This window comes from Mesorhizobium sp. M1050, from assembly GCF_040318715.1.
GTDB lineage: Bacteria > Pseudomonadota > Alphaproteobacteria > Rhizobiales > Rhizobiaceae > Mesorhizobium.
Genome location: NZ_JAMYMV010000061.1, coordinates 26,382 through 35,026, shown reverse-complemented (window position 1 = coordinate 35,026; position 8,645 = coordinate 26,382). Strand labels below are relative to the sequence as shown.

General features: G+C 62.7%; 8 protein-coding genes. 1 reads left to right on the top strand and 7 read right to left on the bottom strand.

The genetic code is table 11. The annotated features are described in order from the left end of the window. From NKH57_RS26190 to NKH57_RS26170, 5 genes are all read right to left on the bottom strand, one after another. On the bottom strand, positions 1 to 652 hold a 652-nt coding region (locus NKH57_RS26190), incomplete at its 3' end, for an efflux RND transporter periplasmic adaptor subunit (RefSeq protein ID WP_352948586.1). 250 nt (positions 653 to 902) lie between these two features. After that, positions 903 to 1,499 (bottom strand): LysE family translocator, encoded by a 597-nt coding sequence (locus NKH57_RS26185; protein ID WP_352948583.1) that lies wholly within the window; start codon positions 1,497 to 1,499, stop codon positions 903 to 905. A gap of 113 nt (positions 1,500 to 1,612) precedes the next feature. After that, positions 1,613 to 2,185, bottom strand: coding sequence for an acetolactate synthase small subunit (gene ilvN, locus NKH57_RS26180; protein WP_023757090.1), 573 nt, complete (start codon positions 2,183 to 2,185; stop codon positions 1,613 to 1,615). Between the two features lie 85 nt (positions 2,186 to 2,270). Further along, positions 2,271 to 4,052 (bottom strand): acetolactate synthase 3 large subunit, encoded by a 1,782-nt coding sequence (locus NKH57_RS26175; protein ID WP_352948580.1) that lies wholly within the window; start codon positions 4,050 to 4,052, stop codon positions 2,271 to 2,273. A gap of 257 nt (positions 4,053 to 4,309) precedes the next feature. After that, complete coding sequence (locus NKH57_RS26170; RefSeq protein WP_352948577.1) at positions 4,310 to 5,527, bottom strand: DUF6600 domain-containing protein; 1,218 nt, start codon at positions 5,525 to 5,527, stop codon at positions 4,310 to 4,312. 360 nt (positions 5,528 to 5,887) lie between these two features. On the opposite strand from NKH57_RS26170, the gene NKH57_RS26165 reads away from it, so the two are divergent. Beyond that, positions 5,888 to 7,690 (top strand): NAD(P)-binding domain-containing protein, encoded by a 1,803-nt coding sequence (locus NKH57_RS26165; RefSeq protein ID WP_352948574.1) that lies wholly within the window; start codon positions 5,888 to 5,890, stop codon positions 7,688 to 7,690. Positions 7,691 to 7,763: 73 nt separating this feature from the next. On the opposite strand, the gene NKH57_RS26160 is transcribed toward NKH57_RS26165, so the two are convergent. Together NKH57_RS26160 and NKH57_RS26155 are read right to left on the bottom strand one after the other, a co-directional pair. Continuing rightward, the gene (locus tag NKH57_RS26160) at positions 7,764 to 8,291 is read right to left on the bottom strand and encodes a GNAT family N-acetyltransferase (protein WP_352948572.1); all 528 of its coding nucleotides are present in this window, start codon (positions 8,289 to 8,291) and stop codon (positions 7,764 to 7,766) included. A gap of 44 nt (positions 8,292 to 8,335) precedes the next feature. Then, positions 8,336 to 8,644: a hypothetical protein gene (locus NKH57_RS26155; protein WP_352948570.1), complete on the bottom strand. Its 309-nt coding sequence runs from the start codon at positions 8,642 to 8,644 to the stop codon at positions 8,336 to 8,338. Between the last annotated feature and the right edge of the window lies 1 nt (position 8,645).

The window sequence follows — 8,645 nt, the reverse complement described above, 5'->3', positions numbered from 1 at the left end:
CCCTAGACCAACCCCCGCAATCCGGGGGCCCGCGCCAGTGGTGAAAACGCCCCACAGGCGGCCGGTGGGCGGCGTCCTTCGGCGCGTGGGCGCCCGCGACTGGCCCCGCGGCCGCCTCCCCCGGGGCGACTGCCTGGTCATAGGTCTGCTGCGTGCCGGCCTGCTTGGCGACCAGATCCTTGGCGCGCTGCAGATCGGACTGCGAGCTGGCGAGCATTGCCTGGTCCTTGGCGAGCGCTGCCTGATCCTTGGCCAGTTGCGCCTTCAGCGCCCGGTCATCAAGCGAAAACAGAACGTCGCCAACCCTGACCATCTGCCCGTCCTTGACGTCGATCGAGACGATCTGGCTGGATACCCGCGCATTGATGCTGACGACCGCCGGAGAGGAGACGAAACCGATCGCATAGCGCCGGATCGGGAAATCGGCGGTGGAGGCGACGGCCGAGAGGATCGAGGCCGAGCGGGCGCCACTGCCGCCACCTGCCGACTTGTCCCCCGCCGTCGGCTTGTCGGTTGCCGGTTTGTCCGCCGCCGCGACCTGCTTTGCGCCGGTAAGTTGCTGAACTCTGCTCAGCGTGTCCGGAGACAGATAGAGCCAGGCCGCGCCGACACAGGCGACCGCAAGCAATGAAAGAATGACTTTTCCACGCATCGACAAAAGGCCCTCTCTGTCCGACACGCCATAGCCAGGTGGTCGTATACTAGCGCAACTCACGGCTCATTGCCGCGATTTCGCCGAATACATAGGACACGCCTTTGTCGGAAAAGGGCCAAAACACGGCATTACGAAGATTTAATGTGCACTGCACAATGGATGTGCAAGCAGGGTCCTCGTCGCCATTCAGACGGCACGCCGCGCGCGCCGTATCCCGTCTTGGACGATCGGACCGCGCCCGACGGATCTATCTAAGCATCGGCCAGAGCGTCGCCGCCAGCAGCACGCCCATGGCGATGTTGAACCATTTCAGCCGCACCGGGTCCGACAGGAAACCGCGCAGCGCGGTGCCGAACCCCGCCCACACCGAGACGCTTGGCAGATTGACGACGGTGAAGGCCACGGCGATCAACACCACCGACAGGAATGGACGCTCAGGATTGGCGTAGACGGCCATGGCGGTGATCGCCATCACCCATGCCTTAGGATTGACCCACTGGAACGCCGCCGCATCGACGAAGCGCATCGGCCGTGCCTTCGTCTCGCCCTTGCCGCTGAGCGAGCGCGACATGGCGATCTTCCAGGCGAGATAGAGCAGATAGGCACCGCCGGCGATCTTCAATCCGGTGTGCAGCGCCGGGAAAGCCGTAAGCACCGCACCCAGGCCAAGACCCACGGCGACCAGCAGCACCAGGAAACCGATGCTGATGCCCAGCATGTGTGGAACCGATCTGACGAGGCCGAAATTCACTCCCGATGCCAGAAGCATGAGGTTGTTCGGCCCCGGCGTGATCGAGGTCACGAAGGCGTAGACAAGCAGGGCAAGGAATGCGTCAAGCGACATGATATCCTCCCAGATATGTCAGCATTATTGTCGCTTCGTAAGGGCAGCGCAAAGGCCAGCGGCCGGCTCCTGGTCGAACCAGGCCCCCCGCCGAAACTGTCGATGCGGCGGGCTTACATCGCCTGTGGGCCGCGGTTCAACGCCGCCACGCCGGTGCGGCAGATTTCGACCAGGCCGAGCGGCTTCATGATGGCGATGAACTGGTCGATCTTGGACCCCTTGCCGGTGATCTCGAAGATAAAATGCTCGGTGTTGGCGTCAATGACGCTGGCGCGGAAGGCGTCGGCCAGCCGCAGTGCCTCGACACGGGCCTCACCGGTGCCGGCAACCTTGACCAGTGCCAGCTCGCGCTCCAGCGGCCGCTCCTGGCCGGATTCGTGCGAGCGCACGGTCAGGTCGACGACGCGGTGCACCGGCACGATCCGCTCCAGCTGATGCTTGATCTGCTCCAGCACATGCGGCGTGCCGCGCGTCACGATGGTGATGCGCGACAGGTGCTTCTCATGCTCGGTCTCGGAAACGGTCAGGCTCTCGATGTTGTAGCCGCGACCGGAAAACAGGCCGATGACCCGGGCAAGCACGCCCGGCTCGTTGTCGACCAGCACGGAAAGCGTGTGGTTCTCCGGCTTTTCCGTTTCCTTGGCGATGAAATAGGCGGAACCGGTGGGTTGTAGCTGTGCGTTCATGACGTGATTCTCGATTTCAAGCTCTTGAGCTAATTCTTTGTTTGGGCATGGCTTTCTTGCGACAGCCCTGCTTCGGCTCTGCTGGCTACACCAGTTCCCTGCCCTTGGCGTCGATGGCGTTGGCCACCGCCTCGTCGGTCGCCTCGTCGGGCAGCAGCATCTCGTTGTGTGCCTTGCCCGATGGGATCATCGGGAAGCAGTTGGCGAGCGTCGCCACGCGACAATCGAACAGCACCGGCTTCTTCACCGAGATCATCTCCTTGATGGCGTCGTCCAACTCGTCCGGCTTCTCGCAGCGAATGCCGTGGCCACCATAGGCCTCGGCCAGCTTGACGAAGTCCGGCATTGCCTCGGTGTAGGAATGCGACAGCCGGTTGCCGTGCAGCAGCTGCTGCCACTGCCGCACCATGCCCATATACTGGTTGTTCAAGATGAAGATCTTGATCGGCGCGTCGTGCTGCACGGCAGCGCTCATTTCCTGCATCGTCATTTGCACCGAGGCATCGCCGGCGATGTCGATGACCAGCGCGTCGGGATGCGCGATCTGCACGCCGAGTGCCGCCGGCAGGCCGTAACCCATCGTGCCCAGCCCGCCTGACGTCATCCAGCGGTTCGGCTTCTCGAAATGATAGTGCTGCGCCGCCCACATCTGGTGCTGGCCGACCTCGGTGGTGATGTAGGTGTCCATGCCCTTGGTCAGTTCGTAGAGCCGCTCGATGGCGTATTGCGGCATGATCACGTCGTTGTTCATCTTGTAGGCGAGCGAGTCGCGCGCGCGCCATTTGGCGATCTGCTCCCACCAGGGATAGAGCGCCTTCTTGTCGGCCTTGGCGCTCGCCCGCCACAGCCGCACCATGTCCTCCAGCACCCGGCCGACATCGCCGATGATCGGCACCTCGGTGTGGACGTTCTTGTTGATCGACGACGGATCGATGTCGATATGGATCTTCTTCGAGTTCGGCGAAAACGCGGTCAGCCGCCCGGTGATACGGTCGTCGAACCGAGCGCCGATGCAGATCATCACGTCGCAATCATGCATGGCCATATTGGCTTCATAGGTGCCGTGCATGCCCAGCATGCCCATCCAGTTCTTGCCCGATGCCGGATAGGCGCCGAGGCCCATCAGCGTCGAGGTGATCGGAAAACCGGTGAGATCGACCAGCTCGCGCAGCAGATGGCTTGCTTCCGGGCCGGAATTGATGACGCCGCCGCCGCTATAGATGATCGGCTTCTTGGCGCCGGCCATCAGCTCGACCGCCGCCTTGATCTTGTCCAGGTCGCCCTGGACCTTCGGCTGGTAGCTGGTGCGCGGCGCGATCTGCGGCGGGACGTAGAATCCCTTGGCGAACTGCACATCCTTTGGGATGTCGACGACGACCGGACCGGGGCGGCCGGTGGTCGCGACATGGAAAGCCTCGTGGATGGTCGCGGCGAGTTCGTTGACGTCCTTCACCAGCCAGTTGTGCTTGGTGCAGGGGCGCGTGATGCCGACCGTATCGCATTCCTGAAAAGCGTCGGAGCCGATCAGCGAGGTCGGCACCTGCCCGGTCAGGCAGACCAGCGGGATCGAATCCATCAAGGCGTCCTGCAGCGGCGTCACCGCATTGGTAGCGCCGGGACCGGAAGTCACCAGCATCACGCCGGCCTTGCCGGTCGAGCGCGCGTAGCCTTCCGCCGCATGGCCGGCGCCCTGCTCGTGGCGCACCAGGATGTGCTCGACCTCGTCCTGCTGAAAGATCTCATCATAGATCGGAAGGACAGCGCCACCCGGATAGCCGAAGACGTGCTTGACGCCATTGTCCTTCAGCGCCTGCACCACCATTTCGGCGCCTGTCATCTCACGCCGCTCGTTCTTTCCGTTGCTCATCGGTCTTGTCCCGTACTGTCCGCCGTCAGGCGATTGCTGGTCGTTTAGTCGTGTTTCAGGCAATAAAAAAGGCTCCCGAGGGAGCCTGTGTCTGCGCATGGGGGGTTTTCGCCCGGCGGTTACACCGCCTTGCCCATGCGCTTTCCTACGAGAATGAGTGCCGTTTTCATGGTGGCGGACACTAAGGGCGGGAAAGGCAGCCTGTCAACGGGAAAAATCGCGCCGGGACGTGCAGTGTGCCGGCGCGATTGCGGTGATCAGCCCGGCGCCTTGCAGCGGGAAACGCGCGGATCGCATTTGGACACCTTCCTGGCCTGCATCTTTGCCGGTGGACGGTGAGGCGCCGCCTTGGCCGGACCATGGTGCTGGGACATGCGCATGGCCAGTGCCTGCTGGTGCGGCCTTTGCGGCCCGGCCCCGCGTGTCAGGCGCTGGCTAGAAACCGACTTGGACGAAGCCGGGTTGGGTCGCGATTTTACAACGATGCGCCCATTGCCGGAGGTTTTGTCGGCATGGGCCTTGAGCGCATCGGCCTTCGCACCGTTGCCGGCGACCATGCGCTTGCGCACGGTGGCGCCCGGATTGCCCGCTGCCACCGCGGCCGGAGAAAGGGCCTTATCGCCGATCGACGTCTTGGAGCCATGGCCCACCACAGTTTGCCCGTTTCCATTGGGTGCCGTGGTGACGGGCGTTCCATTGCCTGCCAGCCTCTTGATCTCCGCGCCCTTGGAAGCATCGAGCCTTGCACTGGCAAACACCCCTTTGCGGGGCGGAACCACTTTTGCCGCCCTGATCGATTCGATGACGGGCTTCGGCAATTGCTGCAGCCTGGGCCCGGCATTGATCGCAACGACCTGATTGCCGAGCCGCACACGCGGCGCGTTGTTGACCACGACAGTCTGATTGATGATCGTCGTGTTGCGTACGATGACGACGTTTTCCTGAACCGGCCGCACCACCCTGACCAGATCGACCGCGCCGATCGCCGCCACCGGCACGAAACACCACCAGGCATCGTCGAAGGCGACGTCGACATCGGGCGGCGCCGGCGCCCAGCCGACATCGTTGCCGCCCTGGCGCCAGACCACCCAGGCTGGGGCCCATTGATCGCCGGCTATCCACACCCAGCCGAAATCGGGATCATAAGCCCAACGGCCGTAGTGATAGACGACATCGCCGAACGGCTCGGTGGATTGCCAGTACCAGCCGTCGTCGGTCCAGACCCAGTGACCTTCGGTGTAGGGCCGCCATTCGGTACGGACTGTCGGAACCCAGACATCGCCGAAGCGCGCGGAGGTTCGCCATCCGCCATAGTTTGAAAGCCTTTCGCGGATGGTAACGGAAATTTCCGCCGCGTGCGCCTGAGTTCCGGGCAGTACCAGCGGGCTGGTCAAGGTCGCGCTCATGGCCATGACCAGAGCCATGGCAGCGACGCGTCCGCGCCGGCCGATAGAATGAACTGAAAATGCTTGCATAACGGGCTCCAGAGTTCCGCATCCAGAAAATCCCCGGGAACCGCCCTGTTGCCCGCCACCGCTTCCCGGCTTCTCACCGGTCGGTTGTCGTCAGCCCCGGTGACCGCATTGCGGCATATGACCATCAATTTTGCGCGACCGGCGCGGCATTGTCCCGGCGTTCGGAATCGGAGCGTCCGTTCCCAACAGCTGGGTGTTCCAAAACCGCTTGGTGATCTCAATTTCCGGGTAAGCCATTGAAACCGCTGAAAACTATGGTGGGGCGTGACGAGGGCCACCATCTTTGCCGATACTTGATCGTTCGGCCGGCACGTCGGGCTGAGCCATCATGACGATCTGGATTTCACGGGAGGAACCCTGATGCTCGATAAGGCCCCAAACAAGAAACTGTCCGACCTGCTCGATCAATTCGGCGCCGCCCTGGCCGCCAATGACATCGAGAAAGCGATCGATTGCTTTCAGGAGGATTGCTATTGGCGCGACCTCGTCACCTTCACCTGGAACATCAAGACCATGGAAGGCCGCGACCAGGTCCGCGACATGCTGAAAAGCCAGCTGTCGAAAACCAAGCCGTCACACTTTGCCATCGCCAACGGCGAGGATGCGACCGAGAGCGGCGGGCTGATCGAGGGCTGGATCAGCTTCGAGACGGAAGTTGCACGCGGTTTCGGTCATATCAGGCTGAAGAACGGCAAGATCTGGACGCTGCTGACCACGATGGTCGAGCTGAAGGGCCACGAGGAGCCGGCGGGCTTCGCGCGGCCGATGGGCGCCAAACATGGCTCGGGCAAGAACCGTCCGACTTGGAAGGAAGAGCGCGAAAAGGAGGCCGCCGAACTCGGCTTCAAGACGCAGCCCTATACGGTCATCATCGGCGGCGGCCAGGGCGGCATCGCGCTCGGCGCGCGGCTGCGGCAACTGGGCGTGCCGACGATCATCATCGAGAAGAACGAGCGCGCCGGCGACAGCTGGCGCAAGCGCTACAAGTCGCTCTGCCTGCATGACCCGGTCTGGTACGACCATCTGCCCTATATCGACTTCCCCAAGAACTGGCCGGTCTTCTCGCCCAAGGACAAGATCGGCGACTGGCTGGAAATGTACACCAAGGTGATGGAGCTGAACTACTGGTCCTCGACCGAGGCCAAGAGCGCGTCCTATGACGAGAAGAAAAAGGAGTGGACCGTCGTCGTCCACCGCGACGGCAAGGACATCACGCTGAGGCCCAAGCAGCTGGTGCTGGCGACCGGACAGTCCGGCAAGGCCAATCTGCCGAAATTCAAGGGCATGGAGACCTTCAAGGGCGACCAGCACCACTCCTCGAAGCATCCGGGTCCCGACGCCTATGCCGGCAAAAAGGCCGTTGTCATCGGATCCAACAATTCCGCCCATGACATCGCCGCGGCACTTTGGGAAGCCGGTGCCGACGTCACCATGGTGCAGCGCTCGACCACCCACATCTCCAGATCCGACACGTTGATGGAAATCGGGCTGGGTTCGCTCTATTCGGAGCAGGCGCTACAGAACGGCATCACCACGGCCAAGGCCGACCTGATCTTTGCTTCGCTGCCCTACAAGATCCTGCACGAGTTCCAGATCCCGGCCTATGCCGAGATGAAGAAACGCGACGCGGCATTCTACAAGGGCTTGGAGAAGGCCGGTTTCATGCTCGATTGGGGCGACGATGAATCCGGCCTGTTCATGAAGTATCTGAGGCGCGGCTCTGGTTACTATATCGATGTCGGCGCCTCGCAGCTGATCATCGATGGTTCGATCAAGCTGAAGAGCGGCGTCGACGTCGAGGAGATCAAGCAGCATTCGGTTCTGCTCAGCGACGGGTCGGAACTGCCCGCGGACCTCATCGTCTATGCCACCGGCTACGGCTCGATGAACGGCTGGGCCGCCGATCTGATCTCCAGGGACGTCGCCGACAAGGTTGGCAAATGCTGGGGCCTCGGCTCGAACACCACCAAGGATCCCGGCCCGTGGGAAGGCGAGTTGCGTAACATGTGGAAGCCGACGCAACAGGAAGCGCTGTGGTTCCATGGCGGCAATTTGCACCAGTCACGCCACTATTCGCAGTTCCTGTCGCTGCAGTTGAAGGCGCGTCACGAAGGCATCGCGACGCCGGTCTACGGCCTGCAGCAGGTCCACCACAAAGGCTAATCGACCGCCATTCCAGTTGAGCATCATGAAGGGGGCATGGCTTGCACCTGCCTCCTTCCCCGATTGGATGACCTTACGAGATTGGCCCGATGTGCTTCCAGTAGATGAGCGTGCCCGTCAGCCCGCCATGCGGCTTCAGGGCATAGTCCGGTATCTCGCCGGTCAGCGTGAAGCCGAGCTTTTCGTAGAGCCCTGAAGCGCCCTCGTCAGCGGCCGTATCGAGAACGAGAAGCGTCCGCCCCTTCTCGACGGCAAGGCTCTCGGCGGCCCGCATCAGGCGCATCCCCACACCCCTGCCCCGACGATCGACCCGCGTCATCAGCTTGGCGATCTCGGCCCGGTGCGGCTGGTTGGGCGGGCAGTCGAGCAGCAAGGTTACTGTGCCGACCAGGACCTCGCCGTCCCAGGCGCCAAGCACGGCTCTTTCCCCTCTTTCCGCCGCGGCTAGCGATTTCTCCCAGAATGCCCTGGCTGCCTGCGGCGCCAGCGGATGCATGAAGCTTACCGATCCGCCGGCCGCCACCGTCGCGACCAGCAATTCGGCCAGCTTGTCTTGCGTCTCGGCAGTCGGGGTCAGGGTTCCGATCTCGATGGAGTTCATGCTTATGAGGTCCTGTGGTTTGCGATAGACGTGGCACATTGCCGTCAGTCCAGGTGGCGCACGCGGCGTAGCTTTCGCGCCGCCTTGATGGCGCTGATGCGTTCGGCGTCTTCGTGCCCGAGATGCCGCCCACGCTCGAGAATTTCGAGCGTGTACTCCTCATAGGTCAGGCCCAGCCGCTCGGCCTTGTCCATGCGCAGCAGCATGACCTCGCGGCTCGGCGCCTTCCATGCCTTGGCATGGGCGGCTTGCAAGGCAAGGAAGATGTAAGGGTCGCCTTTGCCCCATGGCGGGCCCTTGTATTCATCGAGAGGCGGCCCCCCATTATGGGAGCGCTTTGGTCTCTTTGCCATG

Bases quoted from the DNA above. Each gene is read 5' to 3' on its own strand.
- NKH57_RS26170 (WP_352948577.1), bottom strand. From the start codon at position 5,527: ATGCAAGCATTTTCAGTTCATTCTATCGGCCGGCGCGGACGCGTCGCT.
- NKH57_RS26165 (WP_352948574.1), top strand. From the start codon at position 5,888: ATGCTCGATAAGGCCCCAAACAAGAAACTGTCCGACCTGCTCGATCAA.
- NKH57_RS26185 (WP_352948583.1), bottom strand. From the start codon at position 1,499: ATGTCGCTTGACGCATTCCTTGCCCTGCTTGTCTACGCCTTCGTGACC.
- NKH57_RS26175 (WP_352948580.1), bottom strand. From the start codon at position 4,052: ATGAGCAACGGAAAGAACGAGCGGCGTGAGATGACAGGCGCCGAAATG.
- ilvN (WP_023757090.1), bottom strand. From the start codon at position 2,185: ATGAACGCACAGCTACAACCCACCGGTTCCGCCTATTTCATCGCCAAG.
- NKH57_RS26160 (WP_352948572.1), bottom strand. From the start codon at position 8,291: ATGAACTCCATCGAGATCGGAACCCTGACCCCGACTGCCGAGACGCAA.
- NKH57_RS26155 (WP_352948570.1), bottom strand. From the start codon at position 8,644: ATGGCAAAGAGACCAAAGCGCTCCCATAATGGGGGGCCGCCTCTCGAT.